Raw genomic sequence first — 18,850 nt, forward strand, 5'->3', positions numbered from 1 at the left:
TATCACAACGGTTCCCGCTCGCCAAACCACAACAAAAGATCGGCCGCGCCGCAGAGTAATCTGCGACGCGGGCGACCGTACGAGCGATTGCTACCGAGCGGACACCGTCTGGCTCGCCACGTTCCAACCGGACAGGCTCACCACTGGGCTCGCGCCCTTCAGGTCCGACAGCCGATAAGTGGCCGTCAGAGTCTGGCTCTGGCCGGGCCAGAGGGTGATGTCGTTGTCGCTCCACTGAATCGGGAGCACCTGGTTGTCACCGGAAAGCGGCTGGCCGCCGAGGGTGCCACGCAGAACATCGGCCCGGGTGAAGAAAGCCGGAGTTTTCTGGCCACTCACGTTGCGGACGGTCACGGTGGTCACCGCGTGGCCATCGCGAACGGTCGTGTGCGAGGTCGCCTGCACGGTGGCCTTTCCGAGGCTCTGCAGCCCGGTCAGGTCCGCATAGCCGTTCGCGTTGTACGTGGCCCCGAAACCTTCGCCCAGCGTCTTGTTCCAGTCGATGCTGTCCGCCTTGGTGGACAGCCAGTAGACGTTTCGGCTGACGACGCTCGCACCGCGGGAGAGGGTGAGCTCCAGGAAGTACGTCTTGGAAATCCCGGCCGGCGCCTTCGTCGACAGCACGGTTTTGACGTCCTGGCTGGAAAGCGACGGAACCGACGCCTGGCTGGTGCCGGCGATTTTCCCGTTGAGGTCGATGAACTTCGCGGTGGCCTTCAAACCGGGCTGCTTGACGTTCGTCAGGTTGGCGACCTGAATCGAGCCGTCGTCGTACGAATACATGATGTGCACCGGCTCACCAGACTTCTTGGCTCCGAAATAGACGCCGGACTGGTCGAAGTCGTCGCCATAGATGCTCCACTGCAGGGACGGCCACGCCTTGTTCATCATCCAGTAAATGACCCCGGTGCTCGGGTTCGCGGCATCCTTGGAATGTCCGAGATATGCCTCGAACTGGGCCCGAGTGACCTCGTACTCGCCGACCTGCGCTTCTTTCTGGTACGAGGCGAGGTCGGTCCATGGACCGTACCGGTTGTAGAGCGGGGTGTTGTACTGGCCGAGCCGGCCGGCCTTTGTGTAGTTGTTGTACGTATAGACGTGATAGATGTCCGGTCCGCTCCCGCTGCCGGCGGTCGAGCTGAGGTCCCAGATCTTGTTCTGGTCCGCGGTGGGCAGGAAGCGGTTGAGGGAACTGGTGGTGGGGATGGTGTTTCCGGCGCTGGTCTCAGTGTCGAGGCCGTAGGCGCTGCCCGCGTTGGTGAAGGTGTCGTCGTTGGTCGGCGCGGTTTTGGAGCCGGTGGCCCACCAGTAGTTCGGCGGCACGTAGTTGTACGGGCCTTCCTTGGAACCGGAGCTTCCCAGCTGCGCGGAGGATTTGTACTCCGCCGAGGAAACCTGCGGGGTCTGCCAGTCGGCGGCGGTGAAGGCGGTCAGGTAGATCGACTCCTTCGCCGGGTCCGGCTCGTTGTCGCTGCCCTGGTAGAACGTGAAAACGCTGGGGTGGTCCCGCAGTTCCGCGGCCACGTTCGACGCTTGGTTGGCCGCGTTGGCCTTCATGTTCGCGTCCCAGGTCTTGGAAAGATCCTCCCAACGATTGCAGCACTGCCAGCCAGTCAGCGCCAGGATGCCGGCGCGGTCCATCTGCTGGAACATGTCGTCCGGCGGGAAGTTTCCCTCGAACCGCAGGGTGTTCAGCCCAAGGTTGCGGATGTACGCGAGCTGGTCGGCGATGTTTTTCGAGGAGTAGCGCAGAAACATGTCTGGCGACCAACCGCCGCCACGGATCACCAGCGGCACGCCGTTGATGACGAACTGCCGCGAGCCGGACGGCAGCAGGGTCTTTCCGGGCACCACTTTGGTCAGGTACGACGTGACCGTACGGATGCCGAAGTCATCGGTGTAGGCGTCCGAGCGCTGGCCCTGAACGACCGCGGTGGCGGACAAGTGATAAAGCGGCTGGTCGCCCATTTGCGCTGGCCACCAGATCGCCGGATGCACCACGTGCAGGCCGGGGGCATCCTGCCGGCTCACCGACACCGTGACTGTTTTGCCGGCCGGCACCGTGACGGTCTTGCTGAACGGAATCCGTGTCGCACCACGAGAAATGCAGCCGGCGAAAGTCGCCGACTGGTCTGTCGTGGTGTTGTTCCGCAGATCCGCCTTGACCGTCAGGTCGGACGTACTGAGGTCTTTGGCATTGTTCTGCAGGACATGCGTGTCTCGCAGCGAAATAGCGCCGTCCTGCGCCAACTGCGGTGCGAACTGCAGACCGGTCTGGCCGTCCGGTGCCTTCGGGTTCCAGTCCACCGTGTTGGACGTCAGATACTTGTTCGCGTCGTTTTTGTAGATGTCCAGCGCGATCGCGTTCGCGCCATCATGGACGTACGACGTGATGTCGTACTCTATCCGCGAGTACGCGCCCTGAAGTTGCGCCTCGTCGGCGAGTTTGGTGCCGTTGAGCCACAAGTTCGCCCGGCCGGAGATGCCGTTCATGATGAGATACGTGTGCTGGCCCGGCCGCGGGTGCACGGTCAGCTGGTTCCTATACCACCAGTTGACGGTGAACTGCGCGGTTGGCACCGAGGCGAGATTGTTGGAATAGAAGACATTCGGATAGCGGCCGTTCTCCAGCAACGCGGCCATCTCGGTCTCCGGCCGCGAAATCGGCAGCCAGCCAGCGGTGGAGTAGCCCGGGTCGGAGATCTTGTCACCGGTCGCGGTGGCCACCGCGGAGGTTTGCACCGCCCAGCCCTTGGTCAGGTCGGTCGTGCCCTGAGCCGTGCCGTGCAGGGTGTCGGCCGGGCCGGCCCACGCGGTGGCGGGCAGCATGCCCGCGGCGAGTAAGACGCTTGCCAGTACGGCCACCAAGCGGGGCCTACGTGCTGACATTGCTCCTCCTTGATAACTGTCAACTCAAGTAACGACTGGGTTTAGCGGGAGACATAACGCTCGCCGGACGGGCGGGACACTACCGTCGAGGCGAACCTGGTGGCCGCGCGCATTGCGGCCGGGAGTGACTCGCCATGCGCGAGGGCTCCCACCAATCCAGCATTGAAAGTGTCGCCGGCCCCCGTGGTGTCGGCGACCACCACTTTCGGTGCTGCTTCGGCAAAGGTGACACCGTCCGGTCCGGCCGCGTGGCAGCCGTCGGCGCCGAGTTTGACGACCACCCACCCGCCGGAGATTTCCTGCAGCGTACGAGCGGCACTATACGGGTCGCGGTCGTCGACCAGCGCGCACGCTTCACTCTCATTGGGGACAAATACGTCGACCAGTGGCAGCAGCTCATGCACCTCGGCGCGGGCCTGCGGGCCGAATCCGTCCGGATCCCAGGCGGTGTCGAAAAACGTCTGCGCCCCGCCGGCTTTGGCTCCTTCCAACAGCTTCCGGGTAGGTTCACCACGCAGGGCGGGCGCACAGAAGTAGTCGCACACGAGCACGCTTGACGATGTCAGCGCGTCCGCCGGGATCATCGAGAAGTCGTAGGTCGCGCAGACTCCGAGCAAAGTCAGGAAAGAACGATCCCGGCCGGGCTTCTCGCAGGCGATCGTGACGCCGGTGGACTGGCCGGGCACCACCACCGTATCGGCGGCCAGCCCGCCGATCTCCTCCAACAGCCAACGACCGACGAAATCTTCCCCCACACAGCCGAAAAGTCGGGTGTCCAGCCCGAGCTCGACCATCGCGAGGGCGGCATTCGCGCCGGCGCCGCCGACCCGCATCGCCATCGTGTCAACGAACTGGGCGGCCCCCGGCGCCGGTAACTCCCCCACCGGGGCGGTGATCACATCCAGCTGAACCGCGCCGATAACGCTGACGGTCATCCCTTCACCGCCCCGCCGGACAGTCCGCCGACGATCTGCCTCTGGAAAATCGCCGCGATGATCACCGGCGGCAGCGCCGCGAGCACGCCACCGGCCGCCTGCAGGCCGAAGTTTGTGGTGTATCGCCCGGTGAATTCGGAAATCGCCACTGGGATGGTCTTGGACGCCGCCGTTGAGGTGAAGATCAGCGCGTAGAGGAACTCGTCCCACGCGATCAGGAAGGCGAAGAGCATCATCGCCAGCAAGCCCGGCCGGGCCAGCGGCAGGATGACCCGGAACAGCGCACCCATCCGGCTGCAACCGTCGATCCGGGCCGCCTCCTCCAGCTCGAACGGGATCGACTGGAAGTAGTTTCCCATGATCCAAAGGACAAACGGGGTGGCGAAGGAGCTGTAGACGACGATCAGTCCAAAGACGGTGTCCAGCAGGTGCAGCTGCACCATCACCAGATACATCGGGATCACCAGGGCGATCGGCGGCACCATGTACGTGGAGAGGAAGAACATCAGCACCGCGCGCCGGCCGCGAAATCGCAGCCGGGCGAAGGCGTACGCGCCGAAAACCCCGACCGTGGTGGAAATCAGCACGGTCGAGGTGGCCACGATCAGACTGTTGAAGAACGACGACCGAAAGCCCGCGAAGACGTTGTCTCCCTGTGCGGTGAAAATCTGCACGTAGCGATCGAAGGTCGGGTGCTGCGGAATCCAGTGCAGCGGGACCGCGAGCAGGTCGTTGTCGTTGGCGATGCTGGCGATCAACAGCCAGCCAAAGGGCGCCAGAATGACCACGCAGACGGCGATCGCCATCACGTGGACAAAAACACTATATCGCCGCGAGGGCGTTAAGACACTCATATCTCGTTGGCCGCCGAGCTGCGTAGGGCGCGGATGTAGAACGCCGCCAGGACAAGGATGACGATCACGATCAGGTAAGCCAGCGCCGAGCCATAGCCGAAGTTCTCGTCGGAGAAGGCTCGTACGTATGTGAAATAGGCGATGCTCTGGGTGCCGTTGGCCGGACCACCGCGGGTCATGATGTAGATGATGTCGAAGACCTTGAAGGCCTCGATCGTACGCAACACCAGCACGACCAGGATCGACGATTTGAGCAGTGGCATAGTGATCCGCCAGAACCGCTGCCACGGTGACGCGCCGTCGACGACGGCCGCCTCGTGCAGGTCGCTGGAAATTGTCTGCAGGCCAGCCAGCAAAAAGAAGGCCACCAGGGACGTGTTCTTCCAGACGTCCGCCATGGTGACCATGTTCAGCGCCAGGAAGGGGCTGCCCAGCCAGGACTGGTACGAGCCGATGATGTGCAGCTGCGTCAAAAGGGCGTTGAGCGCGCCGTACTGCGAGTTGAGAATGAACCGCCACATCTGCGCGTTGACGACCGTCGGCAGTGCCCACGGCAACACCACGATGGCCCGGAAAAGCCACCGCAATCGCAGTTTGGCGTTCAGCAGCAACGCCAACCCGATGCCCAGGCCGATTTCCAGCGCGGTGGACAGCAACGTGAAATAGGCGGTCCGGCCGATCGCCGCCCAGACCGCCGGATCGGTGATGATCTTGCCGTAGTTTTCCAGTCCGACAAACGGATAAGTGCCCGGAAAAGGGGTGTCCACAGTGAAGAACGAGGTGTAAAGGGTCCGCAGGATCGGGTAGAGCACGATGCCGAAAACGACGATGACACTGGGAATCAGCAGGGCCGCGGCGAACCGTGGCTCTCTCGTACGAACCAGCCAGGAACGTTTCTGGGTACCGGCGGACGGCGCAGGCGCAGCCACCGCGCCGCCCACCGGCGGTTCAGTTCGAAGCCGTGAAGGCATGGGCGGCTTCGGTCAGGGCGGCGGCCGGGTCCTGGTGGCCCAGCAGCGCCTTCTGGATGTCGACCTGCAACTGCTGCGAGGCCGCGTTGTAGTTCGGCACCTGCGGCCGAAGAATCATGTCCTGCAGCTGGGTTTTGGCGACCGAGACGACCGCCGGCGTGCCGGCCTTCTGCACCGCGGGCTCGTCGTACGAAGCTTTCCAAATCGGCAGCGAGCTGGTCGCGAACTTATCCTGCACGCTCTGGCTGGTCAGGTATTTCACGTACTCCCAGGCGGCGTCCTGATGCTGACTGCCGGAAGTGATCGCGAGCGCGGACGCGCCGTTGACGCCAGGCGCCTTGCCGCCGGGACCGGCCGGCGTGCGCAGCATGCCGACCTTGCCGGCGACCTTGCTCGCCTTCGGATCGTTTGCCTGCCCGTACATGAAAGTCCAGTTGAGGGCGATCGCCGCATTGCCCTGCGAGAACGTCTTGACGACGTCGTCCTCGATCGACTCGGCGGAGGCCGGATTGGCCAGGCCACTGGAAATCAGGTCACGCATGAACTGCAGTGCCTGCAGCCCCCCGCCGGACGTGAAGGCAGGTTTTCCAGCGGCATCGAGGAAACTGCCGCCAAAGGCGCCAACCAGAGCGGCGTAGTCACAGACGACCGCCTCAGCCTGCGCCCAACTGCCGATGAGCGGGTATTTGACGATGTTCTTGGCCTTCAATGCCTGCGCGGCGGACTTGACGCCGTCCCAGGTGGCCAGCTGCTCCGGCTTGATGCCGGCCTTCTGCAGCATTTCGGTGTTGTAGAACAGGTATTTGGTGTCCAGCAGCCACGGCATGCCGTAATACTTGCCCTCGTACTGAGCCGTTTGAATGGCTCCAGGGAAAATCCCGCTCAGCCCGGACAGCGCCTTCACTTTGTCGCTGATGTCCGCGACCACGTGCTTTTTGGCGAACTCGGCCGGCCAGATGCAGTCCATCAGCACCACGTCGTACGTGCCGGCCGGCGCGGCCGCGACGATCTTGTCGTGCAGCGCCTCGTACGCGACCAGGGTGTTCTCCACCTTGATGGTCGGGTTCGCCTTCATGAACGCGGTGGTCATGCCCTGGATGTCGGACGCGCTGTAACCGGCCTGCTGCTGGTGCAGCGCCCGGATCGTCGTCGTGCCGCTGCCCGAGCCGCCGCCACCGCAGGCCGCGAGCGCGGCCCCGGCACCAACGCCGACCGCGGCGGTCAGAAACCCGCGCCGGCTGAGCCGGGTCGCGTCAAACAAGTTCTCGGGCCGCGCTGCCATGCCGTCCTCCACGCCTGGCCGGCCCGGTGCGGGTCGGCCCCATTCGTTAAGGCTCCGAATAAATGAGGACTGTATTAGCGCACAGTACGTATGGTCAAGGGGGTGCGCAGTGCCAATTTGATCGGTAACCTTCCTGTCGAAAGGGGGTAACACGGCATGTCTCAACCAGACCAGCAGCCCGGCACGCCCGGCCGATCGCAGCTCAATCTGCTCCGCGAGCTGAGCGATCAGGCGGTGCTGGAGGCGATCTTCCGGGACGGGCCGATCACCCGGCCGGAGATCGCCGAGCACACCGGCCTGTCCAAACCCACGGTGTCCGAGGCGGTGCGCCGGCTGATGCAGGCGCGGCTGGTCCGGCCGATGGGCGTACGCGCCGGCAAGCCGGGCCGGTCTCCGGTGTCGTACGCCGTGGACGACGCGGCCGGGTTCGTGGTCGGCGTCGACATCGGCGGCAGCAACATCCGGGTCGGCGCGGTCGACATCTACGGCGAGAAACTCGCCGAGCTGGAACAGCGGACCGACACCAACAGCACCCGCGCGGTGGCCCGGCAGGTTTACGACATGGTCCGCGACGCGGTGCGTACGGCCGGCGCCACCCACGGCCAACTGCTGGCGCTCGGCGTTTCCACTCCAGGGGTCGTCGATCCGGTCACCAGGCGGGTGACTTCGTTGGCATACAACATCAGTCCCGATGGCGCGTACGATCCGCTGGCCCTGATTCGGGACCGCTACGAAGTGCCGCTTTTGGTGGACAACAACATCAATCTTTCCGCGATCGGCGAGAAATGGCGCGGGCTGGCCACCGGGGTCAGCGATTTCGTGTTCATTTCCATCGGCGCCGGCGTCGGAATGGGCATCGTGCTGTCCGACGAGCTGGTGCGCGGCGCGCATGGGGCCGCCGGCGAGATCTGCTATCTGCCCTTCACCGGCGATCCTTTCGATCACCGGCACCGCATGCATGGCGCGTTCGAGGACGAGGTCGGAGCGGCCGGCGTGATGGCGGCGGCGCAGGCGCGGGAGGACTGGATAGGCGAGCAGCCGCGTACGGTCGAAGAGTTGTTCTCCCGCACCGAAACAGAGCCGGCCGCCCGGGAGATCGTGCAGTCCGAGGCGCTCAAGGTGGGCACCGCGATTGCGTCGGTGTGCGCGATGCTTGACCCGGCGGTGGTCGTGCTCGGCGGCGGAATCGGGTCCAACCCGGCTTTGCTGCGGCCAGTCAGGGAAACCACCGCCGCGTTGCTGCCACTGACCGCCCGGATAGAAACGTCGATGCTGAGAGAACAAGCCGCATTGCATGGCGCGATGGCGATCGCGCTGCGGGAAGCGCGGGACACGCTTTTCCGCCGGGGCGTACGGGCGGCAGCTCTGTAACCTGGCTCACAGTCGCGAGCGGTCGGTCTTTCGCTTTCATCAAGGCAACCGAGCGTACGGCCTATCTGCGGCACCTCGTACCAGCTGGCGGTGCTGGCGAACCGCGATGACGTGGGCCACGGCTGACCGCGCGGTCGCCCTTTCGGGAAGACTCGGTCATTTTCCGGTGCGAGTCGATCTCGTTGCGTAGATTCCGGGACGGGGACAGCGGGAAGGCTGTCCCCACCTCTTTGACGAGAAAGGCGGCACCGTGCGGATTCGATCGGCCATCGCGGTCGCGGCAGCGGTGCTGGCGACCTTCACGGTCGCACCACCGGTGTTCGCGGACTCACCGTCCGACACCGACAGCCACCACCAGGTGCTCGGCCCGGAGGCGCGTTCTGAGCTGGCGCCGGCCGCGACCGATCCGGGCGACGGACCGATGGGCCTGGATGTCTCGCACTGGGACCATCCGGGCGAAGCGCCCATCGACTGGACGAAGGTGGCCGCGGCCGGCAAGTCTTTCGCTTTCATCAAGGCGACCGAGCGTACGGCCTACCTGAACCCCGCCTTCGCCACCGACATTCACGAAGCGGCCGCCGCCGGGCTCGACGTGGCGCCGTACCATTTCTACCGCGGCGAGTTCGACCCGAAGGAACAGGCGGAATTCTTCGTCAAGACTTTCCATTCGGCCGGCTACAGCGGCTTTGCCCCCGGTGAGTTGCCCCCGGTCGCCGACGTGGAATGGGCCGCCAACGGCGGCTGCCCACCCGGCACCACCGTCGACAACGTGCTGACTTTCCTTCGTACGGTCCAACTGCTGTCCGGCGTCCGGCCGATGATCTACACCCAGCAGTCGTTCGTGAACAGCTGCCTGGGCGGCACCACCGCGCTCGGCCACTATCGACTGTGGACGGTCGACTACAGTCGGACCCCGCCGCGGCTGGCTCCAGGATTCCCCGACTACACCTTCTGGCAATACACCATCGGCGCCGTCGACGGCGTGCCGACCAGCGCGACCAACAAGGTCGACCTGGACACTTTCCACGGCACCGCCCGCCAACTCGCCGAGCTGGCCCATCGCTGCTGGCGTCAGCACTAGGGCCCCCCCACCACGGCGAACTTACAGTCCGTGGGACGCGTCGTTGGCTGGATACCGCTTGAGGTAGCTGGCGAAGTTGTCACTGTTCAGGGCGGTCCCCAACGCGGCCGTCGCGTCCGGATTCACCCGCTCGTAGTCCACGCCGCCCATCACCAGGGTTCCATTGGTGGGCAGTGTGGAGAAAGTGATCGAGTTCATCGTCAGGCCACGAGCGGCGAAGGCGAGGTCTTTCACCGGCATTCCTGTGTCGACGGTCAGTGAGGACGTCACGGCTTGCAGAAGGTCGCTGAGTTTGTACGGATTACTGAGGACGCCAGCCGTGCCGGCCTGTTTCACCAAGGCGTGGATCAGCTGCTGCTGGCGCTTCATCCGGTCATAGTCGCCGTCGGCGAGGCCGTGCCGCTGTCGTACGTAGAACTCGGCCTGTTGGCCAGTCAGGTGATGCCAGCCTTTGGTCCAGGTCAGGTGAAACTGGTCGTCGTACGTCGTCTTGTCGACGTAGACGTCCACTCCACCGACCGCGTCGACCGCCTTGATCAAAGCGCTGAAACTGACCACCACGACGTGGTTGATCTTGATGCCGAGCAGGTCCTGGACGGTACGTACGGTGAGCGCGGGACCACCGTACTGCAGGGCGGCGTTGATTTTGGTTTTTCCGCCGTCCCATGATCCGGCGGCGGGGACGCTTACGTACGAATCGCGCTCAATCGAGAAAGCGTAGACGTGGTCGAATGTGGTGTCGATGTGGAACAGGATGATCGAATCGGACCGTTGCCCGTCCACTCCCTGACTCTTCGCCCGCGCGTTGTCCGCGTTGTCCGAGCCAAGCACCAGAATGTTCATCGGCCCGGCGATCGGCGCGCCCGATGGTGGGGCGCTGGCTCGCTCGTCCTGAGGCACGCCAGCGAGGAAGTTGTTCTTGTGCACCTGATTGGCGTAGTGGTCAGCGATCGCGTTGACCGCATAGGCCGCGCCGCCACCGACCACCACGACGACGATGCCGACCACAAGACACACCCGCGCCCATCGCGGCAGCCGCTTCTTACCCCCACCCGAGGGCCGGCCACCGCGGGGCGTTCCATAGATCGTCAACTCCGCCCAACTCCTTTGTTGTCCGGAAGCTCACCATGTCCCGGTCTCTGCCGAAGGCGGTAGCCAAATGCCATGTCTCTCTGACGACTGATGCCCGTAACTGGTTCCCGGTGAATCGACACTTTAGCGAAAACGATCCAACCGGCAACCGTACGGTCAGGAAAACCCAGCTATCACCAGGAAACATGGTCCAAAGTTTTACCGTCGACGATTCCTTCAGTAATTGTTTAATCTCCGGCCGGATTTCGATGCGTGTCGCATATGTCGCGTTTGTAGGTTTTGCCGTATGGTCGGCGAGCGGCCTCCAAGGCCGCTGATCGAACCATTTCCCGAAAGGAGTTTCGCCTCAATGAAACGACATGTGGCCACTCTCGGAGCCATCGCCGCGGTGGCGGTAGGCGTGGCGGGTTTCACCGGCGTAACGGCGACGGCCAGTTCCGCGGCCGTGGTTTCGCCGTCGTACGCCAGTGCGCCCACCAAACCGAAACCGCATACGGCATCGATCAACGGGGTCATCGTCGGCATCAAGATCGGCCGGAACCGTGAGATGGTGACCCTGCGCACCACTCGCGGGCTCGTACACGTTGTCGTCACGAACAAAACCAGGATCGCTACCCCGACCGGCCGGCACGCCCGGCTGCGGGTAGGCGAGAAAGTGACCGTGACCGGCATCGCGATACTACACACCCAGACAATCAGCGCGACCGCTGTCATCGTTCACTAGTGTCCTGCGCTTCGAACCCAGTTTGGGCTGCCGGTTTTCCTACCGGCAGCCCAAACAGCTAACCAGGCAGCGCGATGACCAGCAGTACGGCGGCAGCCAGCAAAAGCACCAGCCGAGCGGTCGAATCGCGCAGCCAACGGCGACCTTTTTCCTTCAGTTCCGGCGAATCAGGACCGTCGACGTCGACTTTGTTAAAGGCGACAACACCGGGAATGAACCAGATAAGAGTGGCGATCCAGGCAGCCAGGTAGCAAACGACGGCGGCGAGGACGAAACCAGCGCGGCCAGTGCCAAGATTTCCGATCGTCGCGAGGACGAGCGCGACGAAAGTGATCGCGTGCAGCGGGAGCCAGAACTTCCACGAGGTGTCCGCCTGGTATCGGCGAAGAGAGGCAGGCGGCGCCGAAAAGTACGTCGGGAAAACGTAAATCGCCTGATAGCCGCCGACACTGGCGATCGCGATCATCCCGAACGCGGCCACCGCGAGCGTCGCCGTCGCGAAAGGCATCACCGCTCCTGCTCGTACGGCGGCATCCCGGCCAGCAATCCGCCGTCGACAGACAGGCTGGTGCCGGTGATGAATGCGGCGCCGGGGCCGCACAGCCACACCACCGCCGCGGCGACCTCGGCCGGCTGCCCGAGCCGCCGCATCGGCACCGAAGCCGCCACCTTCTCGCGAGTCCGCGGCCCGGCCCGGTCGAGGTTTTCGGTGCGTACGGGCCCAGGCGTCAGCGCGTTCACCCGGATGCCGCTCGCCGCGTAGTCGAGCGCGGCCGTACGGGTCAGCCCGGTCAGCCCGGACTTGGCCGTGACGTAACCGGCGAGCCCGCCGACGGCCCAGTGCGCCGCGGTCGAAGACATGTTGACGATGGCGCCGCCGCCGCCGCGCACCATCGCCGGGATCTCGTACTTCATCGCGAGGAACACCCCGCGCAGGCTGACCTGGATCGCGCTGTCGAAGTCGGCGATCGCCACCTCCGCGAGCGGGGTCGGCCGGTGCCCGCCGCCGGCCGCGTTGTTGACGGCAACGTCCAGCCGCCCGTACGCGCCGAGCGTGCGCGCCACCAGCTGGCAGACCGAGTCCGGGTCGCTCACGTCTGTTGGCACCACGATGGCGCTCCCACCGCGCGCGGTGATCTGGTCGGCCACGGCCTGCAACGCGCGCTCGTCGCGCGCCGCCAGCACGACCCGCGCGCCCTCGTCAGCCAGCGCCTGGGCGGTCGCGGCTCCGATCCCACGGCTCGCACCGGTGACCAGCGCGACCCGCCCCTGCATCGTTCCCATGATCGTCTCCCTCAGTATCGTCGCTGGTCACGACGCTAAAGCGGGAGTCCGTCCGGCCGAATCGGCGAAGTTGCCGGTGTTATCGCCGGTCGGCGCCGGTGGGTTGGGCGAGCCCGAGGATCCGGTGGCGGGTGGCGCTGGCCTCCGGACCGCGGTGCTGCTCCTCGTACATGGTCAGGGCCTGTTCCCACGCCTGTTGCGCCTGCCTTGGTTCGCCGAGCGCCGCGTGGGCGTCGCCGAGACTGTCCAACGCGGCGGGTTCCAGGTATGTGTGGCCGAGGACGCGGAAGAGCGCGATCGCGCGTCCGTAGTAGCTGACAGCGTCGGCATAACGCTCTGTGTGCAGCGCGATGTAGCCGAGACTGTCGCAGGTGTACGCCGAACCGGCCCGGTCCTGATGCCGCTCGTACCCGCTCAGCGCGGCTTCGCAATGCCGGCGAGCCTCTTCGTAGCGGCCGAGCTGAGCGCTGTACCACCCCACCAGATTCAGCGCTTCGGCCGTCATCACCGGATTGCCGACCTCCCGGAGCAGGACAAGCGCCTCGCGAGCATGCAGCAGCGCCGGCACGTCCTCGTCCTGCCGAGCCAGCACCCAGGCGAAGGTCGCGTGCGTGTGGGCCCGGCCGACCGTGTCGCCAGCGCGTTCGGCGAGCGACAGCGCCCGCCGCAGGTGCGACCGAGCCTTGGCCGGCGCCCCGGACCGGGCCCAGGCCAGGCCGATCCGCCGATGCGCCTGCGACTCGACGGCGGGATCGCCGAGCCGCTCCGCGGCGTGCAGCCCCAGCTGCCAGCTGGCGAGGCTGTCCGTCAGGCTGCCGCGGCGGTGCTGGAAGGTGCCCAGCGACCAGGCCAGCTGCCACGTACGAGCATCCCAAGCCCGCTCGGCGGACCGCCGCAAGGTTGCTAGCAGGCAGGCATATTCGCTGGTCAGCCAGGTCAGCGCGGTGGCCAGGTCGGGCATCGGCAGCGGCCGGCAGCCGGCCACCGCCGGGCTCAGCGCGATCGGCGGGCGCACGGTATCGAGCAGCCGTTCGCCGGCGTACGCGGTGTGCAGGTAGAAGTCGACCAGGCGGCGCAGCCCCTCGTCGCGCTCGACCTCCGGTTGCGTGATGGCGGCCTGTTCGGCGGCGTAGAGCCGGACCAGGTCGTGCATCCGATAGCGGTCCGGCACCGGTTGACTGACCAGGTGCGCGGCCTCCAGTTCGCGCAGCTCGGCGCGCGGTGACTCGGTCGTACGCGCCGTCAGCGACGCGGCCGCGGCCAGGCTGATGTCCGGTCCGGGCGCCTGCGCCAGCCAGCGGAACACGTCGTACGCGCCGGGGCTGAGCGCGGCCATCGAGGTCTGGAAGACCGCCCGCAGGTCGGTGCTCAGCTCGCCGATCTCCAGCGCGTCCAGCCGGGCCGACGCGTCCCGCAGCTCGCCGGCCAGCCGGGCCAGCGGGAAGTCGTTGGCGGCGGCCCGGGCCGCCGCGATCGCGAGCGCCAGCGGCAGGCCAGCGCATCGCTGGACGAGCTCGGCGGCGGCGGCCGGCTCACCGGCGATCCGCCGCTCACCGAGATGGTCCGCGAGCAGCCGGATCGCCGCGTCCTCGTCCAGCGTTTCCAGGCTGACCACCGACAATCCGTGCGCGACCGAAAGACCACCCAGCAGCCGCCGGCTGGTGACCAGCACGGTGCAGGTCGGGCTGCCTGGCAGCAGCGGCAGCACCTGCTCGGAGTCGCGGGCGTTGTCCAGCACGATCAGCATCCGCTTGTCGGCCAGCAAACTGCGGAACAGTCCGGCCTGGGCGGCCTCGTCCGCCGGGATGGCCGTACTGGACACGCCCAGTGCCATCAGGAAGCTGCGCAGTGCGGTCGAGGCGTCCAGCGGCGGCACCGCCGGGTCGAAGCCGCGCAGGTTGACGAAGAGCTGACCGTCTGGAAAGCGCTCCAGCCGCTCGTACGCCCAGCGCAGCGCCAGCCAGGTCTTGCCGATCCCGCCGATGCCCTCGATGGCCAGGATCGCGGTCCCGTCCCGATCGCTGTCCAGCGCCTCGGTCAACCGGGCCAGCTCCGCGCCACGGCCGCTGAACAGCCGTGGCGGAGCGGGCAACTGGCGGGCCACCGGCCAGCGCGCCAAGATAGCCGGTATCACCGCTGGAGCTGCCGCCGGAACCGGCTCCGGCGCGCTGGCCAACAGCCGCTGATACTGCTGTTGCAGCTGCTCACCGGGGTCGGCGCCGAGTTCGTCGCGGAGCCGCGTTCGTACGCTCGCATAGCAGTCCAGCGCCTCGGCGGCCCGCCCGGAACGCGACAGCACGGTCATCAGCCGCAGCCACAGCGACTCACGCAGCGGATACTGGCTGGTCGCCTCTCGCAGCTCGACGATCAGGCCCTGGTGTTCGCCGAGCGCGAGGTCGATATCGACTCGCCGCTCCAGCGCGTCCAGCCGCTCCTCGAGCAGCCCGAGGCCCACGTCGTTGGCGAGGTGTTCGGGCCGCAGGCCGGTCAGTGGCTGACCGCGCCACAGCCGCAGCGCGGCGGACAGCCGGTCTCGCCGCACCTGGAGGTCGGTCAGCTGTTCGGCCTCCTGTACGAGCCGGCGAAACAGCCACACGTCGACCTGGTCCGGCCGCACTTCCAGCAGATATCCGTTGGAGGCCGCCCGAATGGCCTCTGATCGCAGCGCGGTGCGCAGCCGCGAGACCAGGCTCGCGAGGCTGCCGCCGGTGTGGGCCGGCACGTCCGGGCCCCAGAGCCAGCCGGCCAGCCGGTCCACCGGCACCGGCTGGCCGGCGGACAGCGCCAGCGCGGCCAGCAGCGGCCCCAACCGACCGGAGGGCAGCTCCAGGTCGACGCCGTCCACACTCACTTCCAGCGGCCCCAGCAGGCCGACTCGTACGCCCGCGCCAGCCGCTGACGGGTCGGAAATGCTCATCGTTTTCCTCAGGCACTTCGTCGAGGGATGCGAGCTTCTTCCAGTGACCACGTCCAGCATCCCTCCGCGGTTCGAAATCGACCAAAGAATCACCTTATTTGACGGAACCGACAAATGGTCTACCGCACTGTCAAACCGGCGCCGAAAACGCGCGCTGACCAGATTTCCTTGGACTGCTAGTTGGAGGGAACCTTGCCGCCGTTTTCGGGGCAGTACGTCTGGACGGCGGTGCTGACGAGGAAATGCTTCTGGTCGGAGGTCAGGTCGGTCTTGCTGAAATCGGACACCACGTCGGAATAGCTCTTGCCGCCGGCGAACTCCAGGCACACCAGATGGCCAGCCGCGACCAGCGTCGAGTCGCCGGTGGAGGCGGTGATGCCCTGACTTTTCAGCTTCGCCACGAAAGCGCTGTCGGTCGCCGCGCTGTCAGACGCCGAGGTGGACGGCGACGCCGACGGGGTCGGCATCCCCTCGGTCGGGCCCGGCGCCGGGTGCGAGGTCGGCGACGGGGTCGGCTTGGGCTGGTTGAGGGCCACCACCGCGAAGACCCCACCGCCGCAAAGCACCAGCAACAGAACCGCCACGCCGATGACGATGCCGATGATCAGCCCGGTACGGGACTTCTGAGGCGGCGGCGGGTACGGCGGTTGCCCACCTGGCTGATACCCCGGTTGTCCGTACGGTGTCTGCTGGTGGGGCTGTTGATACGGCTGCTGATAGGGCTGGCTATATGGCTGCGGGGGCTGGTACGGCCGCGTCGGATCGTTCTGCTGATATGGGTCATAGCTCATGCCAGTCGCCTCCAGATGGCGCCAGGTCGCCCACCAGAACGGCACGCCGGCATTCCCCCGGTTGGCGAATGCGCGCCCAACCCGGCACCCAAGACCTCCATACTGCGACCAGATCCGGCGAGAACCGACCACCTGATCGGTTCAAGGTTTACACACGTTCGGCCGAGTCGGTTTTGCCCGTAGGGGCAAGACGTTTTACCGATCGAGAGGAACACACCATTTCGCACGTGGCGCTCATCCTGACCGGCGGAACGATCGACTCACTCGGCGCGTCCCGCCTGGATCTGGCCTGGTATCCGGACCACGGCCGGCGACTGGCGGCCGGCGCGCTGGTGGCGGCGGTGCCGGAGCTGGCCGAATTCGGCACCGTGCGGGAGATCCCGTTCCGACGGTTGTCGAGTCACGCGCTGACCTCCGCCGACTGGCTCGATCTCGCTCGTACGGTCCAAACCCTCCTGGACCGCGCGGACTGCGATGGCGTGGTCATCACGCACGGCACCAACACGCTCGAGGAAACCGCCTATTTCCTGCGGCTCACCGTGAATTCCGACAAACCCGTGGTGCTGACCGGAGCGATGCGGCCGGCCTCGGCGCTGGGTGCGGACGGCTACCTGAATCTCGTACGCGCCGTCCAGGTGGCCGCCGCACCGCAGGCCCGCGGCCGCGGAGTGCTGGTCGTGATGAATGACCGGATCCACGATGCCAGGGATGTCACCAAAGCATCCACGATGCGGGTGGATGCCTTTGTGGCGCCCGATTCCGGCCCGCTGGGCAGCACTGATACCGACGGCCTGGTCGTCTTTTCCCGCGAGCGTACGCACCCGGACTCACCGATCTTCACCCTCCCGGATGTCCTGCCACGAGTCGACATCGTGCTGTCCTATGTGGACGCTGACGGTGTTTTCGTGGAGGCAGCGGTCGCCGCCGGCGCGAAGGGCATCGTCTGCGCGGCCACCGGCGCCGGCTGGCCGACCCCGCTCCAGCAGACCGCACTGGAGCGCGCGGCGGCAAACAATGTGGTGGTGTGTTTCGCCAGCCGGACTGGCTCCGGCCGAGTGCCCCACCCCGTCCCGGGCCGGGTGATCACCGCTGTCACCGCGGACAGCCTTTCGCCATGGAAGGCCAAAGTGCTGCTGGCGCTCGCCCTCACCCGGACCACCGACCTCGGCGCGATCCAACACCTCTTCGACCACAGCTGACGGAGGTACGTCGGCGGGCGTCGCATCCATCGGACAGCGCCTCGTCAGAGGTCCTTTATCGCTACATGAGGATGTCGGGAACGACGGCCCAGCTCTTTCGTTCGAAATCTGTGCAGTTTCGCCCGACATGGGGTCAGAAAATAGGTAGGTAAGACATTTGCCGGCAGCCTGACGGACAAATACCCACATTCTCTTTAGCCAGTTCTTAGCGGATATTCAGGTTCTCCCCAAGGACGCCTTGACGCTGTCTCACGATTTCAGTAAACGGTGAGTCACCGGAAAGCCGCCACACGGCCAACCGGCCGGATGTGGGTGGACGAGAGGCCGAGACGGGATGACTGGCGCGATTGCGAGCAGGGATCGGCGTACCACCGGCACCTCCCTGGAAGTGGGCGGCACCACCGCGGTACAGCTGTCGATCAATCCATTGGTCAGCCTTTTCTCCACGCTGGCGGACAGCATCGGCGGGCCGACCCAGGGCACGCCCCCGGCCGTACGCACCGCTGTCCGCGCCGCGGTGTCCCGGCCCAGCCTGCTGCAACCGCTGTTCGCCAGCGAAACCGTCGCCGTACCGGACTGCCTGCTGCCATTCGGCCGGCCCGGCCGGGTAGCCCTCGCCGACCAACTGGCCGAGCTTCGCTCGCTGCGCCCGGAGGTCCTCGTCGAGGAAATCGAGACGATGTTCAGCGGCAACCCGCCGCTGTGCTGGGCCCCCGTACTCGCCCACCCGGCCCGCTGGCTGGTCGGCTACGCGGACGCGCTGGAAGAGATCTGGACGGCCACCGAGCAGCTCTGGTCCCGCGCCCAGAACCTGCTCGCCCTGGAAGCCGAACGGGTCGGCATGGCCGTGGTCACCGCCTCCGTCGACGTGCTGCTCGGCAGCCTCAGCAGCCGCTACTCGTACGCGGACGGCATGCTTACCCTGCCCGACCGCTACCCGATGACCGCCACCCTCGGCGACCGCCCGCTTGTCCTCGCGCCGCTCTTCTCCGGCATCGGGGCCAGCGCCTTCAACCTCGACATGGCCGAGCTGGTGTGGGTCGGCTACCCGGTGCCCGGCATCGGCAGCATCTGGGAACGCGAAACCCCCACCACCGGCGCCGACGACCCTCTCAGCGTCCTGGTCGGCACCGTCCGCGCCACCCTGCTGCGCGGCCTCTCCCGCCCCATGAGCATGAGCGACGCCGCCACTCTCGCCTCCTGCAGCGCCACCACGATGACGCACCACTGTCACTATCTGGAGCGCGCCGGCCTGATCGAAAGGCGTCGGCGACAGCGCTCCATCATGATCCACCGCTCCCCCCGCGGCGACGGCCTGGTCGACATTTTCGCCGGCTAACTGTTGGGTCGCGGCCCGGATTCTCGCCGAGTGCGGGACTTTATCCCGCTCTCGGCGTCGAGTGTGGGGTTTTGTCCCGCACTCAACGCCGAGCACCGCTGCCAGCGAGACTGGTGTGACG

The 18,850-nt window shown here is 66.2% G+C and carries 15 protein-coding genes; 5 read left to right on the plus strand and 10 right to left on the minus strand.

Annotated features, from left to right (window positions below; translation table 11 throughout):
* Positions 1–90: 90 nt before the first annotated feature.
* From ABD301_RS04940 to ABD301_RS04960, 5 genes are read right to left on the minus strand one after another with little or no spacing between them, the layout of a single operon-like run.
* Positions 91–2,889: a glycoside hydrolase family 2 protein gene (locus ABD301_RS04940; protein WP_344307562.1), complete on the minus strand. Its 2,799-nt coding sequence runs from the start codon at positions 2,887–2,889 to the stop codon at positions 91–93.
* Positions 2,890–2,930: 41 nt separating this feature from the next.
* Positions 2,931–3,824, minus strand: coding sequence for a carbohydrate kinase family protein (locus ABD301_RS04945; RefSeq protein ID WP_344307564.1), 894 nt, complete (start codon positions 3,822–3,824; stop codon positions 2,931–2,933).
* On the minus strand, positions 3,821–4,630 hold the full coding sequence (locus ABD301_RS04950; protein WP_344307566.1) for a carbohydrate ABC transporter permease: 810 nt from the start codon (positions 4,628–4,630) through the stop codon (positions 3,821–3,823). The genes ABD301_RS04945 and ABD301_RS04950 overlap by 4 nt, the downstream gene beginning before the upstream one ends.
* Before the next feature lie 44 nt (positions 4,631–4,674).
* The gene (locus ABD301_RS04955) at positions 4,675–5,607 is read right to left on the minus strand and encodes a carbohydrate ABC transporter permease (RefSeq protein WP_344307567.1); all 933 of its coding nucleotides are present in this window, start codon (positions 5,605–5,607) and stop codon (positions 4,675–4,677) included.
* A 19-nt stretch (positions 5,608–5,626) separates the two neighbouring features.
* Positions 5,627–6,931 carry an extracellular solute-binding protein gene (locus tag ABD301_RS04960; RefSeq protein WP_344307568.1) on the minus strand — a complete coding sequence of 435 codons (1,305 nt, stop codon included), beginning with the start codon at positions 6,929–6,931 and terminating at the stop codon, positions 5,627–5,629.
* Between the two features lie 156 nt (positions 6,932–7,087).
* Here ABD301_RS04960 and ABD301_RS04965 point away from each other — a divergent pair, with 156 nt between their 5' ends.
* Both ABD301_RS04965 and ABD301_RS04970 read left to right on the plus strand, forming a co-directional pair.
* Positions 7,088–8,302 carry an ROK family transcriptional regulator gene (locus tag ABD301_RS04965; protein WP_344307569.1) on the plus strand — a complete coding sequence of 405 codons (1,215 nt, stop codon included), beginning with the start codon at positions 7,088–7,090 and terminating at the stop codon, positions 8,300–8,302.
* Positions 8,303–8,552: 250 nt separating this feature from the next.
* Positions 8,553–9,383, plus strand: a complete 831-nt coding sequence (locus ABD301_RS04970) for a glycoside hydrolase family 25 protein (protein WP_344307571.1) — start codon at positions 8,553–8,555, stop codon at positions 9,381–9,383.
* A 21-nt stretch (positions 9,384–9,404) separates the two neighbouring features.
* Here the strand turns inward: ABD301_RS04970 and ABD301_RS04975 are convergent, their stop codons facing one another.
* Entirely contained in the window at positions 9,405–10,475 is a 1,071-nt protein-coding gene (locus ABD301_RS04975) for an LCP family protein (RefSeq protein WP_344307573.1), read from the minus strand.
* Positions 10,476–10,824: 349 nt separating this feature from the next.
* Here ABD301_RS04975 and ABD301_RS04980 point away from each other — a divergent pair, with 349 nt between their 5' ends.
* Positions 10,825–11,199 (plus strand): hypothetical protein, encoded by a 375-nt coding sequence (locus ABD301_RS04980; protein WP_279581324.1) that lies wholly within the window; start codon positions 10,825–10,827, stop codon positions 11,197–11,199.
* Between the two features lie 58 nt (positions 11,200–11,257).
* Here the strand turns inward: ABD301_RS04980 and ABD301_RS04985 are convergent, their stop codons facing one another.
* The 4 genes from ABD301_RS04985 to ABD301_RS05000 form a co-directional block, all read right to left on the minus strand.
* Positions 11,258–11,707 (minus strand): hypothetical protein, encoded by a 450-nt coding sequence (locus ABD301_RS04985; RefSeq protein WP_163569842.1) that lies wholly within the window; start codon positions 11,705–11,707, stop codon positions 11,258–11,260.
* Positions 11,707–12,483: an SDR family NAD(P)-dependent oxidoreductase gene (locus ABD301_RS04990; RefSeq protein WP_344307579.1), complete on the minus strand. Its 777-nt coding sequence runs from the start codon at positions 12,481–12,483 to the stop codon at positions 11,707–11,709. The genes ABD301_RS04985 and ABD301_RS04990 overlap by 1 nt, the downstream gene beginning before the upstream one ends.
* Positions 12,484–12,562: 79 nt before the next feature.
* Positions 12,563–15,400 carry an AfsR/SARP family transcriptional regulator gene (locus tag ABD301_RS04995; protein ID WP_344307581.1) on the minus strand — a complete coding sequence of 946 codons (2,838 nt, stop codon included), beginning with the start codon at positions 15,398–15,400 and terminating at the stop codon, positions 12,563–12,565.
* 176 nt (positions 15,401–15,576) lie between these two features.
* On the minus strand, positions 15,577–16,191 hold the full coding sequence (locus ABD301_RS05000; protein WP_344307583.1) for a DUF732 domain-containing protein: 615 nt from the start codon (positions 16,189–16,191) through the stop codon (positions 15,577–15,579).
* A gap of 227 nt (positions 16,192–16,418) precedes the next feature.
* Between ABD301_RS05000 and ABD301_RS05005 the strand changes: the two genes are divergently transcribed.
* Both ABD301_RS05005 and ABD301_RS05010 read left to right on the plus strand, forming a co-directional pair.
* A complete protein-coding gene (locus tag ABD301_RS05005; protein WP_344307585.1) occupies positions 16,419–17,390 on the plus strand; it encodes an asparaginase in 972 nt (323 codons plus the stop codon).
* Positions 17,391–17,724: 334 nt separating this feature from the next.
* The gene (locus ABD301_RS05010; protein ID WP_344307587.1) at positions 17,725–18,729 is read left to right on the plus strand and encodes a hypothetical protein; all 1,005 of its coding nucleotides are present in this window, start codon (positions 17,725–17,727) and stop codon (positions 18,727–18,729) included.
* The last annotated feature ends 121 nt before the right edge of the window (positions 18,730–18,850 follow it).

The organism is Fodinicola feengrottensis (genome assembly GCF_039530045.1).
GTDB classification, from domain to species: Bacteria; Actinomycetota; Actinomycetes; order Mycobacteriales; family HKI-0501; genus Fodinicola; species Fodinicola feengrottensis.

Coding starts and splice junctions, on each gene's coding strand:
- ABD301_RS04940 (WP_344307562.1), bottom strand. CDS start 2,889: ATGTCAGCACGTAGGCCCCGCTTGGTGGCCGTACTGGCAAGCGTCTTA.
- ABD301_RS04945 (WP_344307564.1), bottom strand. CDS start 3,824: ATGACCGTCAGCGTTATCGGCGCGGTTCAGCTGGATGTGATCACCGCC.
- ABD301_RS04950 (WP_344307566.1), bottom strand. CDS start 4,630: ATGGCGATCGCCGTCTGCGTGGTCATTCTGGCGCCCTTTGGCTGGCTG.
- ABD301_RS04960 (WP_344307568.1), bottom strand. CDS start 6,931: ATGGCAGCGCGGCCCGAGAACTTGTTTGACGCGACCCGGCTCAGCCGG.
- ABD301_RS04965 (WP_344307569.1), top strand. CDS start 7,088: ATGTCTCAACCAGACCAGCAGCCCGGCACGCCCGGCCGATCGCAGCTC.
- ABD301_RS04980 (WP_279581324.1), top strand. CDS start 10,825: ATGAAACGACATGTGGCCACTCTCGGAGCCATCGCCGCGGTGGCGGTA.
- ABD301_RS04985 (WP_163569842.1), bottom strand. CDS start 11,707: ATGCCTTTCGCGACGGCGACGCTCGCGGTGGCCGCGTTCGGGATGATC.
- ABD301_RS04990 (WP_344307579.1), bottom strand. CDS start 12,483: ATGGGAACGATGCAGGGGCGGGTCGCGCTGGTCACCGGTGCGAGCCGT.
- ABD301_RS04995 (WP_344307581.1), bottom strand. CDS start 15,400: ATGAGCATTTCCGACCCGTCAGCGGCTGGCGCGGGCGTACGAGTCGGC.
- ABD301_RS05000 (WP_344307583.1), bottom strand. CDS start 16,191: ATGAGCTATGACCCATATCAGCAGAACGATCCGACGCGGCCGTACCAG.
- ABD301_RS05010 (WP_344307587.1), top strand. CDS start 17,725: ATGACTGGCGCGATTGCGAGCAGGGATCGGCGTACCACCGGCACCTCC.